At 66.2% G+C, this 18,173-nt stretch carries 14 protein-coding genes and 3 pseudogenes; 11 read left to right on the forward strand and 6 right to left on the reverse strand.

Annotated features, from left to right (window positions below; genetic code table 11):
- Positions 1–45: 45 nt before the first annotated feature.
- Complete coding sequence (locus ACETWP_RS06665) at positions 46–552, reverse strand: hypothetical protein (RefSeq protein ID WP_373971434.1); 507 nt, start codon at positions 550–552, stop codon at positions 46–48.
- Positions 540–7,349, reverse strand: a complete 6,810-nt coding sequence (locus tag ACETWP_RS06670) for a DNRLRE domain-containing protein (protein WP_373971435.1) — start codon at positions 7,347–7,349, stop codon at positions 540–542. Before ACETWP_RS06670 ends, ACETWP_RS06665 begins: the two co-directional genes overlap by 13 nt.
- A 524-nt stretch (positions 7,350–7,873) precedes the next feature.
- Between ACETWP_RS06670 and ACETWP_RS06675 the strand changes: the two genes are divergently transcribed.
- From ACETWP_RS06675 to ACETWP_RS06690, 4 genes are all read left to right on the forward strand, one after another.
- Positions 7,874–8,326, forward strand: a complete 453-nt coding sequence (locus tag ACETWP_RS06675) for an SOS response-associated peptidase family protein (protein WP_373971436.1) — start codon at positions 7,874–7,876, stop codon at positions 8,324–8,326.
- A 142-nt stretch (positions 8,327–8,468) separates the two neighbouring features.
- Entirely contained in the window at positions 8,469–8,798 is a 330-nt protein-coding gene (locus ACETWP_RS06680) for a helix-turn-helix transcriptional regulator (protein ID WP_373971437.1), read from the forward strand.
- A 224-nt stretch (positions 8,799–9,022) separates the two neighbouring features.
- Positions 9,023–9,262 (forward strand): hypothetical protein, encoded by a 240-nt coding sequence (locus ACETWP_RS06685; protein ID WP_373971438.1) that lies wholly within the window; start codon positions 9,023–9,025, stop codon positions 9,260–9,262.
- A gap of 391 nt (positions 9,263–9,653) precedes the next feature.
- On the forward strand, positions 9,654–9,944 hold the full coding sequence (locus ACETWP_RS06690) for a hypothetical protein (protein WP_373971439.1): 291 nt from the start codon (positions 9,654–9,656) through the stop codon (positions 9,942–9,944).
- Positions 9,945–10,510: 566 nt separating this feature from the next.
- On the opposite strand, the gene ACETWP_RS06695 is transcribed toward ACETWP_RS06690, so the two are convergent.
- Together ACETWP_RS06695 and ACETWP_RS06700 are read right to left on the reverse strand one after the other, a co-directional pair.
- On the reverse strand, positions 10,511–11,203 hold the full coding sequence (locus ACETWP_RS06695) for a DUF4913 domain-containing protein (RefSeq protein WP_373971440.1): 693 nt from the start codon (positions 11,201–11,203) through the stop codon (positions 10,511–10,513).
- On the reverse strand, positions 11,203–11,784 hold the full coding sequence (locus tag ACETWP_RS06700; RefSeq protein ID WP_373971441.1) for a type IV secretory system conjugative DNA transfer family protein: 582 nt from the start codon (positions 11,782–11,784) through the stop codon (positions 11,203–11,205). Before ACETWP_RS06700 ends, ACETWP_RS06695 begins: the two co-directional genes overlap by 1 nt.
- Positions 11,785–11,818: 34 nt before the next feature.
- Here ACETWP_RS06700 and ACETWP_RS06705 point away from each other — a divergent pair.
- Together ACETWP_RS06705 and ACETWP_RS06710 are read left to right on the forward strand one after the other, a co-directional pair.
- Positions 11,819–11,980, forward strand: a pseudogene (locus ACETWP_RS06705) (integrase core domain-containing protein); the annotation flags it as partial.
- Positions 11,981–12,256: 276 nt separating this feature from the next.
- Positions 12,257–12,835: a dihydrofolate reductase family protein gene (locus tag ACETWP_RS06710; RefSeq protein WP_373971442.1), complete on the forward strand. Its 579-nt coding sequence runs from the start codon at positions 12,257–12,259 to the stop codon at positions 12,833–12,835.
- Between the two features lie 385 nt (positions 12,836–13,220).
- Here ACETWP_RS06710 and ACETWP_RS06715 read toward each other — a convergent pair.
- Positions 13,221–13,472: pseudogene (locus ACETWP_RS06715) on the reverse strand (YciI family protein); the annotation flags it as partial.
- A 17-nt stretch (positions 13,473–13,489) separates the two neighbouring features.
- On the opposite strand from ACETWP_RS06715, the gene ACETWP_RS06720 reads away from it, so the two are divergent.
- From ACETWP_RS06720 to ACETWP_RS06735, 4 genes are all read left to right on the forward strand, one after another.
- Positions 13,490–13,879 (forward strand): mycothiol transferase, encoded by a 390-nt coding sequence (locus ACETWP_RS06720; protein ID WP_373971443.1) that lies wholly within the window; start codon positions 13,490–13,492, stop codon positions 13,877–13,879.
- Positions 13,880–14,571: 692 nt separating this feature from the next.
- Positions 14,572–15,393: an FAD-dependent monooxygenase family protein gene (locus ACETWP_RS06725; RefSeq protein ID WP_373971444.1), complete on the forward strand. Its 822-nt coding sequence runs from the start codon at positions 14,572–14,574 to the stop codon at positions 15,391–15,393.
- Between the two features lie 811 nt (positions 15,394–16,204).
- Complete coding sequence (locus ACETWP_RS06730) at positions 16,205–16,549, forward strand: hypothetical protein (protein WP_373971445.1); 345 nt, start codon at positions 16,205–16,207, stop codon at positions 16,547–16,549.
- A gap of 119 nt (positions 16,550–16,668) precedes the next feature.
- Complete coding sequence (locus ACETWP_RS06735; protein WP_373971632.1) at positions 16,669–17,295, forward strand: hypothetical protein; 627 nt, start codon at positions 16,669–16,671, stop codon at positions 17,293–17,295.
- A gap of 186 nt (positions 17,296–17,481) precedes the next feature.
- Here the strand turns inward: ACETWP_RS06735 and ACETWP_RS06740 are convergent.
- Positions 17,482–17,721, reverse strand: a pseudogene (locus tag ACETWP_RS06740) (hypothetical protein); the annotation flags it as partial.
- Between the two features lie 190 nt (positions 17,722–17,911).
- On the opposite strand from ACETWP_RS06740, the gene ACETWP_RS06745 reads away from it, so the two are divergent.
- Positions 17,912–18,163 carry a hypothetical protein gene (locus ACETWP_RS06745; protein ID WP_373971446.1) on the forward strand — a complete coding sequence of 84 codons (252 nt, stop codon included), beginning with the start codon at positions 17,912–17,914 and terminating at the stop codon, positions 18,161–18,163.
- The last annotated feature ends 10 nt before the right edge of the window (positions 18,164–18,173 follow it).

Raw genomic sequence — 18,173 nt, forward strand, 5'->3', positions numbered from 1 at the left:
AGAGTAGCCGCTCAATCGCACGTCAGAAAACTGCTGGAGACCGGGCTATCCAAGTGTCCCCATGAGCAGTTTGACTATGATTGAAAGAAATACCCCGCCCACCGTTCCGACCAATATCCCTATCCAGGCCCAGCCCAAAAGGAACTTCGGATCTAACCGGAAGTCGGGTGTGGGAAGAGCCTCGCCTTGGTTTATCCTGCGGGCTCTTCGGTCACATTCATAAGCGCACATTACTGAGACACCCAAGACTGAGCAGACCAGGATGAAAACACCAGTGGCCAGCAATCGCAGTGGTGCAGGCGAGATTAAATAAACGCCTCCCAGGCCCAGCATGACAAATGTGCCTACAACCGCGAACCGATAGCAGTTCTCTTCATAGACTTGGCTCAAGATCCCGTAATACTTGCTCGCTGCTTGGGCCTTGCGGGAGGCCGCCTTTTTCCCTCCGTCGCGGCCGCGCAGGAAATCTTCGAGGGAGGGAGATCGCCGAGCAAGCACGAGCAGCAGCATACGTGCAGGATTCAACAGCATGAGGAAGTTCACCACGTCCAAGCTGAGTGAGCCAAGCTGGCTCCGTTCCAAGCCCGTGAACGCGCTACTCGCCCCCACCTTTGTGACTTTCGTTGATAGCGGGCTGCTCTCTTCGTGATGGAGTGACGCTTTGCCTTGTACTTTTTGCCGGACCATGATGCTTTGCCTGCGTGGGCATACGAGCTCCTCGAGGCCCATTTGGACGCGCGCTTGGCGGCCCCCCACTTTCCGATACCCGGGATAAACCCAGCTGACGCCTTCGCCGCGCCGCGCCAGCCTCCGTCGCGGGCGCCCTTGTATACGCCGTACACACTATTGGCATGTGACGCGTATCTAATGCCCATGAACGCCAGTCTGATTCCCAGACTGACAGCCACTCCACCAGGGATGAAGATTGCCGCAATCGAGACGACGTTCAGCGCGGTTTCCCACCAAGCGCGGCCAGTGATGTCGTTTTTGTTCACCGGATCTTGGGGGTGGGCATAGGTGGTGCTGTTTCCGCCATCAACGGGGTCCCGGCTGGTGAAAAGGCCGGTGGCGCTGTTGTAGAGGCGTGCTCCCATGAGGATCAGGCCGGAGGCGTCCAATGCCCGTTGGTCGGCTCCGTGCCATCCGTAGGTGGTGGCGCCTGTGCCGACGGGATCCGTGATCTGGTTCCCGTACTCGTCGTACTGCGCCCATCCCTTGATGCCCTGTCCGGCTTCATCCCCTGTGAGGGGGATGGTGGTGACGGTGTCGCCGTGGGGGTTGTTGACGGCGAGTTCCACGGTCCCGTCGGTGATGGTCAGGGCCAGGTCCCCGCCGATGGTGGATTCGTAGCGGGTGGTGACCGTGGTGGTGCCTTGGAGGCGGGTGGTCCAGGCGGGGTTGTCGGAATCGTCGGTGTAGTGCTTGGTTTCCTGGCTGCTGCCTCCGGAGCTGGTCAGGGTGAGGCGGCGGCCCGCCGGGTCCAATCCGATCGTGGTCGTGACCCCGCCCCGGGCGATGGTGCGCGCCGCGTCGGTGTCGTAGTACCCGATCTTGATGTCCCCGGTTCCGGCGGCCGTAGTTGCGGTCTTGGGCGCGTCCTTGGCAGGGATCGTTGTCTGGCGGCCCAGCCCGTCATACACGTAGTCCCCGGTGACCCGGTCTGCGGCATCGTAGGCCCACGTTTTCGGGGTGGCTGTTGTCCCGTGGGTGGTGGTCAGGGAGGTCCGGTTGCCGTTTTTGTCGAACGCGTACGTCCGGACGGTGCCGGGCGTGGCGGTTTCCCCCTCGCCCGGGTCCGTGTTGATGGCTTCGCCGGGTTGGCCGGTCAGGTCGGTGACTTGGGTCAGGCGTCCGGCCCGGTCGTATTCGTAGGACTTGTCGTATTGGGCGGCGCGGTCGCCCGCGGTCGCGGTGCCGGAGAGCAGGTCGCGGTCCGGGGTGTTTTCCCCGACGATGCGGCCGGTCACGTCGCGGATCGTGGACCAGGAGATCCATGGGCCCGTCGAGGTGTTGCCGTCCTGGTCCTTGACCGGTCCGGTGTAGGAGAGGCCGATGGGGGCGCCGGTGGCGGGGTCGTAGTCGTTGATCTGGGCGAAATCTCCCGGGATTTCCTGGGTGAGGATGTTGCCGTCGCCGTCGTAGGTGGCCCGGTAGGTGCCGTTTTCGGGTCCGCCGTGGTTGGAGATGGTCATTTCCGTCACGACGCCTTGGTATTCGGTGTCCCCGTCGCCGGAGAGCGCCCCGTACTTGAACGTGGTCGTGGCTTTGGGGGTGACCGTCTTGGAGACGTTGCCGTAGTCGTCGTACTCCGTGCGCGTGGTCTCGTTCAGGGAGTTGGTGTACGAAACGGTGCGGCCCCACAGGTCCTGGGTCCACAGCACGTCCGGCTGGCCGGCGGCGCGGATCCCGGTCTGCACGCCCCGGCCGTCGTAGAGGTTCTCCGTGGCGGGGACGGCGGTCGATCCGGCGAGCCCGGTGGTGGTGACGGTGGTCTTCAGCTGCTGTCCGTCGGCCCGGTAGGTCTGACTCGTGGTGCGCGATGCGCCGTCGGTTCCGGTGGAGGACTCGGTGACCCGGGACGGTTGGCCGTAGATGTTGAAGTCGGTTTGGTGTTTCTTCACCGACCCGGGGCCGCCGGGTGTGGTCTTGCAGAGGTACCCGGCGAACTGCGGGCTGCTCCCGCAGTCCGGATGGGAGGTGTTCGCGGCCGCCGTGTAGTACACGGTCGTGGTGGCGCCGGCGTCCCCGCCCGCGGACTTCGGCTGCCGGGTCTCCTTGACCCGGCCCTGGTCATCGAACCGGGTCTCGGTCGCGATGTCGTTCTGCGCGCCGGCGCCCATGAGGGTGGTCACCGTCGTGGGGGACCCGACGACCCATCCCGAGCGCTTGTTCTCCTTCGAACCGGTGGGACGCTGGTCCGCGTCGGGTTCGAACGCGTCGTACCCGTTCTTCGTGGCGGAGAGGACGGTCTCGGTGGCGGGAACGGGTTCCCCGCTGGACGGATCCAGGGTGGGGGACCCGGAAGCGGCCTGGGTGGTGGTGCTGGCGGTCACCAGCATGCGGGGCATCCCGCCGGCGTCGACGTCGTCGGTTCCGGTGTAGTCGGTGCGGGTGTGCACGCGGGCCTGCTGGCCGGTCTCGTCGGTGGTGACGGGGGAGTACGTGTGGGTGGCGTAGCCGCGCAGGAACTCCGCGGTGGCCTCGTTCTTCTGCTGCTCGGCGAGCTTCTTCGCGGGATCGGTCTCGGAGCTCCTGCCGACGCCGTCCTCGTCGAGGAAGTCCCCGAGCCTGCCGAAGTAGTAGGTCAGGCTCGCGTAGTCCTCGTGCGACTTGAGGACCCCGTTGTCCATGAGGGAGGCATCGCCCTGCCGGGCGGTGATGTTGCGAATGCCGCGGGCGTCGTAGCTGCGGATGACGTTGCCGTCCTGGTTGAACACCTGCGCCGTGCTCTGCCACGCTCCGGCGGCGTAGGAGGAGGTGTTCACGACCCGGTTCGTGGCATCCACGTACTGCAGGTCGGCGAACTTCCAGTTCGCCGCGGCGTCCCCCTCGGGCTTGGACGTGGTGATTTCCTTGCCCGGGCCGAAGACCGCGTACCCGGTGCGCGGTTCCTGGTCCTGGTCCCAGTGGGCGATCCGCGTGGGGGAGAGGTCGGGAAGGTTCTTGTCGTCGCCGGCGGGGTCGACCCCGTAGACGAAGCGGGCGAGCTGGACCTTGTCGGATCCGTCCGTGGCCTTGCCGCGCTTGACGGCCTCCAGCCAGTCGGGGCGGCCGCTGGCGTTGTTTCCCCTGCCGTATTCGTAGTAGGTCGGCGCGTCGATGAGCGCCTGGGACGCGCTTCTCTCGGTGCTGGAGGTCAGCAGGGGCACTCCTGCCGCGGAGTTCTCTCCGTAGCCGTAGGTCGTGACGTCCCCGGTGCGGGAGTCCTTGACCGTGAGGAGTTTCGCGTCCAGGGAGGTCCCGTCGTAGGTGTATTCGGCGATCGGGACGGTGTCCACGGCGTTCTTGGCGGTGTCCCAGGCGGTGTAGGTGACTTTCGTGACCTTGCCGGCGGCATCGTAGGCGAGGTTGAGGACGCGGCATCCCTTAGCCGGGGTGATGTCGCAGTTCGGCGTCGACTCCGTTCCGGCGACGACCTGGGTGATGCGGCCGGTCTGGTCGGAGACGAAGCGGGAGACTCCGACGGTGTTTCCCCCGGATACCGTTTCGGCGACCCACTCCCAGATCTTGGCGTTGTTCTCGAGGTTGGCGCCCTTCTTGAACGTCGTGGCGGTTCCATCGGCCTCGGTGATCCTGATGCGTTCTCCTGTGCCGGCGATGATCACCTCCACCCTCCAGCCCGAGGCGGTCGCGTCTTCGTTGGCCGGGACGTAGATGCCGGTCTTGAGCTTGGCCTGGCCGTTGCCGGGCTGGCGGAAGACCGCCGCGGCCTCGTCGTCGCCGATCAGGGTGATGGTGCCGTCCAGCTCCGTGGACTCCGCGACCAGGAGACCGGCGAGGCCCGCTTCCGGGCCGTCGATGTTCGCCCGCCAGCCCTTGCCGAAGATCCGGGAGTTCGCGCCGATCCCGGAGTAGGACGAGTACGAGCGGGAGATCGACAGGCCGGTGTTCCCGGCGTCGACGTTGACGTCGGTTTCGGAGAGGTTCAGTTCCCCGGTGGTCAGGGCGACCTGCCCGTCTCCGGCCTCGGCGACGGGGAAGTCGTTGCCGAAGGCGTGCGGAAGGCGGGTGACGGCGGTCGCGTCGTGGGTGGAGTTGGTCGAGCATTGCGTCGCGGCCTCGCCGGTTTGGCCGGCGTAGGCGAAGCAGACCTGGATCTCCACGAGCGCGGCGACGCGTTCCTTCCCGAGGTCCTTCAGCCTGTCGGTGGGGGAGGCGGCGATGTCCAGGGTGGTGTCCACGCGCACTTCGGTGCTCGGGGCGACGGGGTCCAGTTCCTGGGCCTCGAGCCATCCGTGGAGGTTGTCGGCGCTGCCGTAGGTGCTGTTGTCTTTTCCGTCAGCGGTTTGGGCGGGGCGCCAGTACACGGTGGGGGTGACGGTGCCGGTGCCGGAGGCCGGGGCCTTGGCCTGGACGCGGAACGCGTCGGTGGTCGTGGTCCCGGCCGCGGGGGCGGTGAGGGCCGCGAGGCCGTTCATGAACGTGAACGTCCGCTCCTGGGAGATGTTCCCGGCCTTGTCCACGGCGCGCACGCGCAGCTGGTGGGCGCTGTAGGGGTTCCAGTCCAGGGCCGCGGTGCGCGGGTTCGTGCCGGTCGCGTCCACGTCGGTCCAGGCGCCGCCGTCCTTGGAGTGCTGGAACTTCGCGGTGTCGGTGGCGGTGGAGGCGAACGTGAACGTGTTGGCCGCCGGCCTCGTCTGGAGCCACCCGTTGTCGGTGTACGCGGTGGAGGTGACGGTGGGGGCGGCGGGGGCCGTGGTGTCGACGGTGAACGTCGTGGCCGGGCCGGCGGCGGGGGAGCGCAGCGTCCCGTCGTGGGACCAGGCGGTCGCCGTGTAGGTCCTGCCGTTCGTGAGGGAAGCGGTGTAGCCCTTCAGGACCGAGGTCGATCCGGACGGGACGGTGGTGCCGCCGACCTTGTCCAGGACCTTCGTGCCGTTGGAGTCCACGACCTCGAACTGGGCGGTGACGTTGCCCTTGTCCGGGTCCGTGACCATGGCCCGGAAGTCGGGTTTGAGGGTCTTCACGTAGGTCGTGGTGGCCGAGCCGGCGGTGTGCGTGGAGGACTGGCCGGTGCCGAACGCCGGGGCGGGGGCGGTGTCGGGGTAGGAGTTGTAGGTGACGAGGAGGTGCGGCTCGACGGGGTCCACGGAGCCGGAGACGTGGTCGTTGGAGCGGTAGCGCTTCCAGGTGTTGCTGTTGGTCTCGTCGGTCGCGATGATGCGCACGCCGAAGTTCTGGGTGGGGTTGTCGGCCCAGTGCTGGACGATGGGGGTCGCGGGGAAGAGCACGGAGCCGGCGGCGCAGGCCGAGGAGTATCCCTTGGACTGGGTGTTCGTGCCCTGGCCGGTCGTGGTGGCCACGGGCTGCCCGGTCCACACCAGCGCGTTGGTGTCCCAGGCGGCGCCGACGCGCTGCAGGCGGATCTCGGAGGAGGTGCAGGAGTAGGAGTAGTGGTTGTTCAGCCGGACCTCGGCCTTGAGGATCTTCTTGCCGGTGAGCTTCTGGACGCTGAACTTCATGTAGGAGCGGGCCTTCGTGGCGCCGCCGTCGTAGGTGCCCACGCGCAGTTCGGTGGATCCGCCGTGGCCGACGGTGGAGCCGGACTGGACCCAGGTGTCCCCGCCGGCGGCCCCGGACCAGGCCGGGTCGATGGTGACCGGGTATTCGCGGGCGGGGTCGTTGAGCCAGGCGCGGTCCGCGCGGAGCACGAGGACCTGGGTGCCGTCCTCGTCCAGGAGCTCGGTGTCCACGGGGGTCTCGGCGGCGGGCAGACCGGAGGCCTCGTTGGTCTTCGCGTCCCACATCAAGGGGGTCGGGGCGTGGAAGACGGTGTCCCCGTCGCGGTCCTTGACGCGGATCTCGGAGTTCTCGGGGTTCAGTTCGGCCTTCAGACCGGCGGAGAAGTCCAGGGGGAAGCGCAGGACGACGTCGCCGTCGGGGGCCTGGTCCAGCACGACGGTGTGCAGGAAGCCGGTCCGGGTGGGTTCGACCACGACCCGGGCGTCCGCGGACTCCTCCGCGCCGGCGGCGGGGTCCGGGGTGGGCGCGGCGGTCCCGGTGTCCTGCGGATCCTGTCCGGCGCCGGGCGTGGCGGACGGCGCGGTCTCCTGGACCGTGACCTGCACGCCGTCGTCGTAGACGGCTTGGGCGCCGTCGATCTCGGGTTCGGGCAGGGCGCCTTCCCAGCCGAGGACGAGTGTGCGGTCCGCGTCCTCCCCGGTGCCGGTGAGCTCGACGAGGGGCACGGATCCGGCGCGGCCGGGTTCGCCGCCGTCGGAGACGGTGATCTCGGCGCCGGCGCCGGTGAACGCGGTCCCCGCGTCGGTGAAGGTCCCGGCGTCCTTGATCGGGACGAGGGTCCCGTCGTCGGCGGCGCGGAACCTGGGCAGGGTGAAGGATTCCATGGCCCAGGTGCCGTCGGGGTTCGCGAAGACCTGGGTGGTGGTGGAGCGTTGGGAGAGGTCCTCGACGCGGTGGCCGGTGGCTTTCGCGGTGACCTGCGCGGAGACCGCGTCGGGGCGGGTGTCGGTTTGCCCGGCGCCGGCCACGGTGCCGGCCGCGGGGTCCGGTTCCTCGGCGGGGGCGGCCGCCGCGGGGGACAGCCCGGAGCCGACCAGGGCGAAGGAGCACAGGGTCGCGGTCAGGGCGAGGAAACGGCGCACGGAAACTGGAACGGTGGTGGACACCGTTACCCCCAAACATGAAGAAAGCCGCCCACTGTCAGCGGCGGCTTTTCGAGTGAATGAACATATGGAACCCCGAAACCGGTTCCCAGGCAATTCACAGGGAAAAAACAGGCTCCTTGGATCTTCGGGCGGCCGCGGGGTTTGTCAAACGGACGGTCCCGGAATCCGCGGATCCGAGGGGACGCGGCGGGGTCCTTTGTTTAATTCCCCCCCGAAAAACGGATTAATAACGATTCGGTAACCGGGTGTCGGGTTGGCTGCTTATCCGTTCCCTGCCTAGTCAGCGCGTTGTCGGTATCCCGCGGACCCGGTGCCGTCCTCGCGGCCAGGCGGTGACCGGTGGGCCCTCGCGTTTTGGGTGGTGCTCTTGCCGGGGGTGTCCACCGTTTCCTTCCCGGTCCGTGGGGGTTGCCGTGGCCCACGTCCCGGCCATGCTCACCGCCGGAACACCGTCGGGCCACGAAACGCCTCGGAGAGGACCGGTGTCGGTGCCGTGTCCGGCTGGTGCGTGCGAGACTTCCAGCATGTGCGGGAGATTCGTGGTTTCGAAGGCCGACGGCGACCTGGTGGCCGCCCTGGGAATCGACGTGGTGGTGGGGGAGGAGCTGCGCCCGAACTGGAACGTCGCGCCCACCCAACAGGTGCGGATCGTGACCGGGCGGGGCCCGGACGGAGCGGTCGCGGGGCGCCGGTTGGAGACCGCCCGGTGGGGGCTGGTCCCGGTGTGGGCGAAGAGCAAGGGTGTGGGTGCGAGGGCGATCAACTGCAGCGGCCGCCTTGCGGATGGTCAGTATCGAGGTGCATCAGTGAGGCTCGCGCGAGGAAGGCTGCACAGGTGGACGGATTACGTGCTGGGCCTCCGAGCTTCAACTCTCCGCTGCGTCCAGACGCCAATTGAAGCCTTTGCCACCCGTGGGTCGACCTGTCCCGCCGCACTTTTGGCCCGCCCGCCCGGCCGAAACGGCCACTCCCCTTAGTCCCCGCCACTCCGCGACGTTGCGCCGGCAACCCTCAGTGGCCGGCCAGCCACGAGCCCGGGGAGCCAGCAGGGATCAAGCGTGATCCATCCGAAAGGGGCAACTCCTTCACTTTCTAAATCTATATAGGTATAGTTGAGGCATGGATTCCATAGGCAGAGTCACCCCGGCCACCGCGCGCGTCCTCGAGGTGCTGCTCGACGCAAAGGCACCGATATGGGGCCTGCTGGTCGTCAAAGGCACGGGCAAGAAGGCTGGAACTGTCTATCCGATTCTAGACAAACTCGAATCCGCCGGGTGGGTGACTAGCCAGTGGGAAGAGTCCACGGAACGCAAGGGCCCCCGGCGCAGGTACTACCGGATCGAGCCGTCGGCCCACGCCGTCGCGCTCGATTACGTCCGTACCCAGCAGCGACGTGAAGCGACCGCCCACTCCGCGTCGCCCAGCGCCGCCAACTGGCGTTCCGCATGAACGACCTCCCGCTGGCCCTCCGAGCGGCCGTTAGGTTACTGCCGGCCTCTGTCCGCGAACGCAAGTCAGAAGAATGGGCGGCGGACCTGCGGGACGCCGCCGAGTGCGACATGAGCAGGAAGGACCTCCTCGCCGGCATGGCCGGCGCCGCAATGCTCGCACGATCGCGCCACACCCTCACCTGCGCCGGAAATCTCATAGTCGACACACGAAGGAGCTATCAAATGAAACCCATACTCTCCCTGGCCCTGGCCGGCGTCATCGCCGTTGGCGGCGGACTGGTTGCCGTCGGAGCCGAGCCACTGGTCGAAGCCTTCAGCCACACCCCGATCATCGAGGTAGTACCCGAGCCGGCGACCCCCCAAGAGCTGGCCGATCTGGTCATCATCGAGACCGAAATCCCCGGTTCCGGCGAGCAGGTTCCCTGCTCCGAACTCCTCCCCGAGGAGCGCGGCAACTGCTGAATCGGCAGCCCACACGGGCTGACTAGCATTTATTCGAAGCGTTAGATTACGATCACTTCATATCTATCTATCTAGATCTGGGGGATCATTAAAATCGAACACCGCACTGGCTGCTGTCTGTCCGGCGACAGCCGCCCTTCTGCTCACTCTGCTCGCACCACTTCCGGCCACCGCGGCCGCTGGTCTCGGGTTAGTCGAAACCACCTCGACCGCTTCCGGAGTTTCCGCGCCATGGGACGAAGGGCTGACGATTATTGAGGTCCACCCCGAGGATGGTGTCCTCCTGACCGACGAGGAGGTGGAGGAGCTACTTTCCTCGGAGACCATCGAGGTTCCGGCCCCGGGCTCACTGACGTATTTGGGCCCAAACAACTCGGCAAACGGTTCGCCCATGATCCAGCCGTTCACCAACCAGGTTTCGTGTGGAACGCGGAAGGATTTCTATCGAATCTTCAGCCCCAACGGCACGAAGACCTGCTTTGCCAATTCCGGCAAGGTGGCCATCGGAGGAAACCTTAGCGCCTCGGTCCTCTGCCCCGGGGCAAACAGGGGACAGATTTACTACCTCTACCAGAGCAAGTATTACTACAGCACTTTGCGGGGCCCATTCCCGGTTGGAAGCTACGACACTTGCTTCGATTTTGGTACGACCGTAATCGCGAAGCGCGTCCACATCGTCTAATCCTGGTCAGGCCGGAGCGGAGCGTATCCGCGCTGGCCGTCATGAGGTCAGTCAGCGTGAAGCTGCGAGGATTCCGTTTGAAAACGGCCTCGCAGCTTCACGCTTTAATGATCGTCGTGTAGGGGAACCGCCATTCAATACAAGGACCAGTTCACGCTTCCGAGCGAACGGGAACGGCACGGCAAGCTCCGATTCACCGGTCGCGCGCTGGGACGCCGACCTGCAGCTGGAGGCCGGGAACTCGCGGTTCGGAGTCAGGGCTCCCTCATCAGGCATTTCCCCACTGAGGCCTAACGGCAAATGGCGTGGACCGGCTCCGCAGGGCTCCTGGCCGAGCGGGCCAGAGGCGGGAATGGTCGTAGTTCATATTTGCAGACGAGAGTGTGCCTCTCGGCAGAGCGCCACGGAGCCTCGCAACCCCCGCCAGGAATCCAATGCACAAACACCGAAGCGAGACGCCGCCGGAGCCGGACACGCCTACGGGATAGGACAACCGGCCAGGGAATGGTTCGAAGTCCAAAGACTCCTGCAGTTCCTTGGGGTGGGCCCCGCCCCCTTCGGCTCCCTTACTTGGGTTGGATTTCCCCGTCCTGGGGGAACCAGCCCTCGGGTGCGTAGTCGCAGGGAAAGGGTTCGGGGGTGTTGTGCCGATCGGCGCTACACCCGTAGAAGGGTCCCTTTTGGCTCAGCAGGACGGACATATGCGGGTCGGCGTGATCGCGCCACCAGACGCTCATCCCGGTTGCCGCATCGAGCCGCAGGTGCTCCCAGGCACGCCAGACCGCCTCCACCCGACTGACCGCCTCGGGGTGGAGAAACCACTGGCGGCACCACTTGCCGTTGCGGGAGTCAAGGATCCGGTTGTAGAGCGGCAGGAGCTGCTCGTGGAGGAACTCCTCGGCCGATGCGTAGACCAGCGGGGATTCATCCGTGGCGGCCGCGCCGGATTCCGGCGAGGCTTCGGGGGCGCCGCCTGGTTCCCGTGCCGCAGCAACTTCGCCGGCCGCCTTCTCGACCTCGGCCACTGCCCGGTCACGGGTCCGTTCGGCTTGGGCCAGAGACTCGGCGGCGGCGCGGATCCACCCGGACATTCCTTCGGCGATTTTGGCTTCCGCGTCGCGCACCGCGCCCTCTGCGGCGGCCAGAGCCTGGTGCGCGGCCTCTAGTCGCCGTCCGGCATCGTCAGTCGTTTTACTGCCCGCATCGGCTCGGATGGGAGGCGGCGCGTCCATCTGGCCCATGAGGTCGAGGCCATCCATTACCGGGCTCCCTTTCCGGCGGTGATCCACGGGTTCTCCGGGGCGGTGGGACCGGCCGGTGTGACCTGCTCCGGCACCGGGGCGCCCGTGGGGGCGTACCGGCTAATCGATTCGTTCACCGCGGATGCATGTGGGGTCTTCCACCAGGGCCGCGTCTTGACCAACGTGGCGCGGGCACCGGAGGCAAAGACGATGGCCCTCCCGCGTTGCATCTCGGTCAGATCCGAGACGTCCAGGATCCTCTCCTTACCCTCTTGCTGGGAATGGCTGGTTCCACCGCGTCCGTTGGACCGGGAGACGCTGTTGTAGGAGTAGTCCCCGATCAGGTCCGAGAGGGTGCGTAGGAAGGTGTCTTCCTTAACGCCGCCGCCGTAAACGACGACGTTGGCTGCCGACCAGATTTTCCTCATGCCGGGTTCGCCCCACAGCTCGACGCCCTGAGACCAGGACTGAAGGATGGCCATGACGATGATCCCGCGGGAACCGTAGTGGCTGAAGAGATCCGGTAGGGCCGCCCAGCGGACAACATTGGCCAACTCGTCCAAGGCAAAAACGGCGGGAACCTCGAGGCGCCCTCCCATCCGCGCACCGACCGAGCTGATCGACGCGGACCCGCGCCGTTCGTGGACCTCGCGGCAGTGCGTGGAGAGCGCGACGGCGGAGTGGGTCCACTGGTTCAACCACCGGCGGCTGCACTCGTCCATCGGCTACCGGGCGCCGGTAGAGTACGAACACAATTACCACCGAAACCGCACCCGGGAGCCCCTGAGTGCGTGAAGTCCGAGCCTCTACGAAACCCAGCAAGGTTCAGCCCGACGGTGCGAAGCTCCTGAACTCAAAGTAGGGCCCCGGCTACTTGCTTGTCAGATTGGCCGGTTCCACCGCCTCGGTGGAAGTTTTCGAATTCGGTCAGGGAGTTTTCGTGACGCGACGGCCGCGGCGGGGGACCGCCAGGCGGGCATAAGCGCCCCGCATAACAGCATCATTTCTGACCAGCACTAGACTCTGTCGACACCGGGGACCCGCCCGGCACCCGAGGAAGGACCATCTTGCATGCGGAAGCTCGTGTACTACGTGGCCATGACCCTAGACGGCTACATCGCTGGCCCGGACGGTGCCGACCCAAGCGGGGCGGACTACTTCCCGCTGACGCCCGATGTCGTCCAGTACATCGTCGAGCACTACCCCGAGACGCTTCCCGGGCCGGCGCGAGCAGCCCTGGGCATCGACAGTCCCGGTCAGACGTTCGACACGGTCCTTGAAGGACGGGCGTCGTACGAGATCGGCCTCGCCGCCGGGTTGACCGACGCGTACCCCCACCTTCGCCATCTCGTATTCTCGACCACGCTGGAAAGCCGCGATCCCGTCGTCGAGATCGTTCGCTCCGACGCCCTAGAACGGGTGCGCGCGCTCAAGGCCGAAGAGGGCAAGGACCTGTGGCTGGTGGGTGGTGGCACGCTCGCCCACTCGCTGCTGCCAGAAATCGACCGGCTCGTGCTCAAGCAGAACCGGTCCGTCATCGGAACCGGCATCCCGCTCTTCGACGGTCCGTTCCAGCCCCACATGTTCCGACCTGTCGACGAGACCCTGCTCGACTCAGGCTTGCGGGTCCTCACTTACGACCGCGCCTGAAGCCCACTCTGACAGGTCCAGCTCGAAAGAGACCCGCATGCGGTCACCTCCGATGCCCCAGTGGACGTTTCTCCTACGGGCACAGGCGAGCTGTGTAGTCGAGTTCGGACATTCGGAGCAGTGGACTCCGAAAAAATGACACGTGTATCCCAGTGCCCACTTGCCGCCATCCCGCCTCGGAATTCCCCTCTCTGCACCCGGATGAGACGATTTGCAGTGAGTCGACTTTTCCGAGATGGCGCGGGTCCCATGAGTATGTCAACCTGATGCAGGTCCGCAGTGACTCGTAGTCTTGCCGCGGATTCCCGCCGGAATGGGACCACGCGTATGTCTCGAAAAGCTGCTGCTTTTCGAGGCAGCATGCCACTAACTGTGCGTGTATCGCCTAGTGGCCATTGGCTGTGATGCCTCCGCTGTGTACGGGGCGGACTTCGACGCCTCCAGTGCGAGTGCGGACCGCTGGGTTCAAGCGGGCCATCGCCACAGCGGCATTCAGGTCAGGGGCTTCTATGACGTAAAAGCCTGCAACGAACTGCTCGTCTTGGACGAACGGTCCTGCGTCTGTGCTGTCTCGTCGGATGGACACCGCATTGGCCCGGGGGGTCAGGGCATAGGCGAGAGACATCCTGCCTGAGGCTGAGAGGTCCTTGGCGTGTGCCTGTCCCCACGCTGGAGGGAGGCTTTCGGAATCGCGACTTCATGTACGCAACGGCGCATGAGGCGCGTGAGGACGTCATGGCCGCGTACCGACGGGCATGCCTGCACGCCGATGCCACGATCGAGTCGCTGACGCTCGACGCCACCGGACACGTCTCATGGTGGGGTTCGGACGTCTCCCTTTTCTCGGTGCTGGTGCACATGCTCCTCGAGACCACTCAACACCTGGGACACGCAGACATCATTCGCGAAGCCCTGGATGGGGCCGTGGGGGCGACGACGAACGCCGCCGAGCACGTCCGCGGATGCCGAGTGGGCAACGCACCGGGCGATGGTAGAAACCGCGGCCCGCAATGCGGCGAGGATCTGGTGTTGAGGAGCGGGTAGGCCATGCTCACGGACTCGCCGTTGTTGGTCGGACCGATCAGTAGGAGGCTGCGCACGCCACATGTGCGGGACAAGCGGCGATGGTCTGTCTCAACAAATGTGTCCGACGAGCCGTCGAGGCACCTGGGGTGAATCACATCGTACGCGGCGCAGGCATCGCCGCCACGACCAACCCCAACCCTGACCAAGATAGCGTGCAAGAGTTCTCCGTCGGTCACGCGAAACGGCGGCCGTTTCTCACCTGAGCTTCTGTTCCACGGCGTGGCATCACACACTGTGATCATGGGTGTGAGTCGCAGCAATAGGTGGCGTAGTTCTCGTAGCGGCTAGCGTCCGATGGGGAGGTCGTATCCGGCACACGCCGATCGATGACCGAGGTGTTGCAGTCATGGGATGCCGTGGCGCTCCTCGAGTGTGGTGGGCACCGACCAGCGGCTCCGCGAGAATGCCGCCACCTGACTTTCGGAAGCTGCGCAATTGGTGCGCTTGAGCCGTCACCGCAGTGGCCTGCGCATAGCATGGGCGCACCGAACGGCTGACATTCAACCGACTCGGCGCACACCAGGAGGATGCCTGTGGACATAGATGCGGCCGGGAGCCGGAGAATCCCAGAGGGAGGGTGCCGCCACGATGGGGACAGGGGCCCAGCGCGCCGACGACCCACGACTTGCAGGCATCGATCGCTGGCTGCTGTGGCCTGTGCGGCGCTGATCGCCCCCCTGCTGTTGTCGGCCACCGGGTGCGCTTTTCAGGAGGATCGTGACCGGGCGGCGGTCGCCCAGCAGATCCGGAACCAGGTCGTGCCCGCGTTGTCCTCGAGCAAGGAGATCGGCGCGCTGACGGATCTGCGCGACCTGGAAAAGCCCAATGGGAAGCTCCAGCAGTTCTTCGACAACCACTCCTCAGTGCCACGGGTGATCGAGGCCGAACCGGACCGCGCCCTCCTGGCGATCTGGCGCACAGCCCCGGCGGGAGCGGAACCGTTCAATGCGAACCGCTCTGCCACGGCCAGCGCCTGCGTCGAGCTCCAACGCACCACCGAGGGCACGCACCCCGAGATCGTCGATTGCCCGGGGTCGCTTACCGAATACGAACCCCACGGGGAACCCGTCTATGGGCCGGTGACCTGGGCACGCAATGCCGAGGCCGTCGCGCATACGTCGTTCGCGGCGGCCGAACTGGGCCAGGAAATCCGATGGCTAGTGTTTGAAAATGAGGACGGCACCCAACCGCGGACCGAGGAGCGCAGCGACCGGTCCGTCGAGAAAGCCCTCGACGAACGGGCGGAGTCCCTCGGCAGCAGCGTCCTCCGCGTCCATGTTGAGACCACGGACTTCGCCCAGGACGACGAGATGGTGACGGGAACCCTCGTGATCGCCGCCGAGGTGCCGGACCCCACCGATGAGGCTGGCACGGTGACGGCAACCTGCCGCTATGCGGTGGAGGCTGACCTGACTATCACATCCTCCGAAGGCAATGAGAACTGGATCCCCGTCCGACAGGCCTGGTGTTGATTCGCGAACCCCGTGGGGCACCTCGTGCCGCCATAAGACTTCAGCAGAAAGCCGCCACTTACCTCCGAAAGTCACAGAGTAGGGAGTGGGGGAGCGGAACCAACTCCGATGTCTCGTATAACGTTCCTAACCGGGGCAGACAACATCGGGACGTCCGTGGCGGGAATGCCCCCGTACTCGGTGCTGGATTAGAGCGGCTGGCCGTATGGGTAGTCAACCCATGCTCCGGTGCCTTCCTCAGGGCACGCAGCTCTGGCGCCGTTCTTCGTGGACCGGTAGTCCGCGGGGTAGCGGGATCCCTGAAGTACGGCGTCCAAATCGACGTCGTACTCCTCGCGCCCGTCCGCGAACCGCGCGTCATACCGGATGCTGAGATGCCGACTCCTCAACCAGCGACGCGTCTTCCAATATGCGGTGGCTCGTATGGCTGTCGGCATTTGTGGACTCATGCCTACATCGTCGCCTGTCAGAGACTTCTTCCGTGGCGAACCGCCGGTGGAAAGGCCCGACGGATAATCGGACCATCGTGTCCCAGATCCCTGGAAGTGGGACGCCCTGCATGGGATGGCCCGAAGGCACGACACGCCTGGGACGCTCGTTCCAGAACCAATGCCACGTGGCTTCCCAGGGAGGCCGCACGAAGGAGACTTCCGGCATGTTCGCGCCCCCTACATCCAGGAGACCGCGGCGTCCCCGGCCCTAGGATGCTGGGGTGGAGGACCATCAGCGATTCCGGCCCGGACGGGTCGAGCGTCGACGCCGGCTGGCGACCCGTCATGGCCGCCGTAGCGCCGCATCGGGGCGAAACACCTTGCCGCTGCGCCGGGCCATCGCCGTGGGAATCGCCGTCGTGCTGGTGGCGCTTGCTTTCGGCATGGATGCCGCGTCCAGGGAATCGTTCGAGTCCGACGCGCGACTCGTGGCCACGCAGCCGCACCTGAGCGCCCCGCTGGTGGACGTCCGGAACTGCGGGCGTGCCTGCACGGAGTACGTGGTTGCCGTGGACGGACGCGAGATCGTGTTGGACAACGACGGCGCTCTCCACGACCCGCGGATCGGCGAGGCCGTCCGCTACGTCGTGGATCCGGAGGATCCGGACCGGACCGTCGCCGTGGGCGAGCCGGAAAATTGGATGCTTGCCCCACCGGGGATCTGATCCTGCTCGTGTTTTTCGTGGCCGTCGCCCTCGGGACATCGGCCTGGGTCGCGTACAAGTTTCTGCCCGAAGACGTGGAGCGGCTGCGGCGCTGACGGGCAGTGGGGGAGACTGTTGCCATGGTGTGGTTCACGCGGAAAACGTCCTGGCACGGGGATTGCCATGTCTGTGGGCATGACTGGCGGGAGCACCTCTCTGAGGACGGCAAGCAGTGCGAATGCAGCGAGTGCGTCTACGAGATCGACCACGGGGCGCCCGAGGCCCCGTCCGCGCCCTGCGGGCTCGTCCCGCCTGCCATCGAGGCGGCGGAACCCCGCGTGGGGGGCCGGGGCGGGTGGCGCAAGCCCGGGTACGGTGCGCCGGAGCTGTTCTTCGCGGAACTCGCGCGGCGTGTCCGGGAGGCTTCCACGGCACACGTGGACCAGACGGCGGGCATCGAACCCGCGGCGTACGGCTCGGTGAACGTGCCCTGGTTGTCCCTTTCCACCCCGCAGGCGACGATCAGGGTGTGTTGCCCCGTGATGGGGGAGCTGCGGATCGAGATCGAGACCGGTCGGATCTCCGGCGGCAGCGAGGAGTACCCGGTCCGTGCGCGCCTGGACCACCCCGGGATCGCGGAGAAGGAGGCCGGGGACCTGGCGCCGGTGATCCTCCGGCTTCTCGAGCACCCCGACTCGTGGCGGAGGGTGGAGGACGGCTACGTCTTCCCGCTGCCCCCGACGGGGGAGTTCTACTTCCGGGAGTAGCGGCGGGAAAGAGGCCGTCTGGACGGGTTGGCGGCCCGTCATTGGCCCGACGCTCCGCGGCCGTCCGGCCCTCGCGGGAACGTCAGTTCTTGTGGGCCTGATCCAGTCCTTGGCGTCGAGGTCCGCGATCCTGCGGTACAGGGTCGCCCTGGACATGCCGAGGTCGCGGGCGACGTGGGTGGCGGGTTGGCCGGAGTCGATGAGGCGGCGGGCGTTGGCGATCTGGCTGTCGGTAGAGGCGGGGCGCCGGCCATCAAGGTCGTGACCGGCCGCGTGGCGCTTGGTCGAAGGCGGGCCGACTGGCGCGGGATCCGCTGATGCCGTGGTCGACGTAGAGGTCGTCGCGGCGGACGCCGGCGGGAGCCCGTGCCCTATCAGCGACCAGTTGAACTCTTGCGTTTTACCCCGGGCACGGTTGACGATCAACCTGTGCTCGTTGGGGGCGCGCCGCGGCTCGCTTCAGAGCGCATTCCGTTGGGGGCAGCATGGTTGCGCTGTGGTCAGTCGTATCGGTTTTGGATTATCCCGCGGAGGCGTTCGGGCCGGCAGCCTCTGCATGCACCTGCCGCGAAGCTGTGGTCTTCGTCGTCACCGCGATGTGCCGAAGGATGACGCCATGATAGCCCTGCACTTGGTCGGAGCCCTGGCCTTCGGCGTCATCTGGGGTCTCATCATCTACCGCGCTGAAACCCAGGTAGGTCGCAAGAGGACGGTGGCGGTAGCGCGGTGCGGAGGAGGCTTCGCCCTGCTGGCCTTTTGCGCCTATTCATTTCTGGGCTTCGCGGTTTGGCACCTGCTCACGGCCCTGCTCGTGGCGGCTATAGTTCGCTACCTGAAAGGGAGGGCTCGCTCTTCCAAGTCCGTCTAAAGGATCTCGC

Origin of the sequence: Arthrobacter halodurans (assembly GCF_041877255.1) — a bacterium.
Taxonomy (GTDB): domain Bacteria; phylum Actinomycetota; class Actinomycetes; order Actinomycetales; family Micrococcaceae; genus Arthrobacter_N; species Arthrobacter_N halodurans.